Consider the following 1,005-nt stretch of genomic DNA (forward strand, 5'->3'; position numbering starts at 1 on the left):
CGGAGATTCGTGGAGGTCTGACTTCTTTTCAACCAAAAGAGTACTCTGAAGCGACGAAGACCAACTATATGTTTGACATGAAGGGGAAGAAAATCCTCCTCTTGTCTGCTCGTAAAATCCCAGTCATGTTTGAAGAGTTTCAAGAAAAAACACAGCTAGCCTTGGCAGACGTGGACTATATCATTCCTCACCAAGCAAGTCGTGCTCTTCCTTTGGTCATGGAAAAACTAGGTGTGGCCGAGGATCAGTACCTCAATCTCGTTACTGACTATGGAAATATGGTGTCAGTCTCTGTACCGTTTGGCCTGGCTTATTCTTTGGAGCATGGACTTATCAAAGAAGGAGATGTCGTCTACCTTATGGGGACTGCAGCTGGTATGACGGTCAATATGTTGGCTCTGAAATTGTAATAATCATCTAAACACGGAACGACTGGAACTTGAGCAAAGGTAAAAGGTTGCCATCTACCCCTGGACTGAGGTATACTAGTAGAAAGATTAGTTTATCAAGCAGTTAAGGAGAATGTTAGAAAAGAAAGGGGATGTATGACAGCTAGAAAAATGCAGCTACTCATGTCTAAGTATGGTTTTAGTATTACCATCATGTTGGCAGAGTTGTTTATCATCTTTGGTTTATTTCTCTATCTAGGTCGGATGGCTCCGATTCTCTGGATTATTCTAGTTATTTTGATGAGTATGGCGACCATTGTATCGATTGTTAATCGGTCTATGAATCCTGAGAGTAAGGTAACATGGCTGTTAGTAGCCTTTGTGCCAGTGTTTGGCCCATTGCTCTATATCATGTTTGGAGAGCGTCGTTTATCTAAAAAAGAAATGAAGCAGCTAAAGCAGCTCCAATCAATGGTTGATCGAGAGGACAATAGCAGAGCTCTCCGTTTGGAGTTAAAAGAGCAGGGGCGCAGGAGCAGCACGTTCTCACGGCTGCTGCGGCACGGGTTCACCCACCCCTCCGACGCCGAGCGCCTCCTCGACCTGCCCGAGCTCG

At 44.9% G+C, this 1,005-nt stretch carries 2 protein-coding genes; both read left to right on the forward strand.

Annotation, left to right across the window (positions count from 1 at the left end; genetic code table 11):
• Nucleotides 1-410 (forward strand): 3-oxoacyl-[acyl-carrier-protein] synthase III C-terminal domain-containing protein (locus ACWDVG_RS31665; RefSeq protein WP_451704369.1); only part of this gene is annotated, 410 nt, incomplete at its 5' end.
• Between the two features lie 192 nt (nucleotides 411-602).
• Nucleotides 603-1,005 (forward strand): PLDc N-terminal domain-containing protein (locus ACWDVG_RS31670; RefSeq protein ID WP_451704371.1); only part of this gene is annotated, 403 nt, incomplete at its 3' end.

It is taken from the genome of Streptomyces sp. NPDC003327, assembly GCF_053589515.1.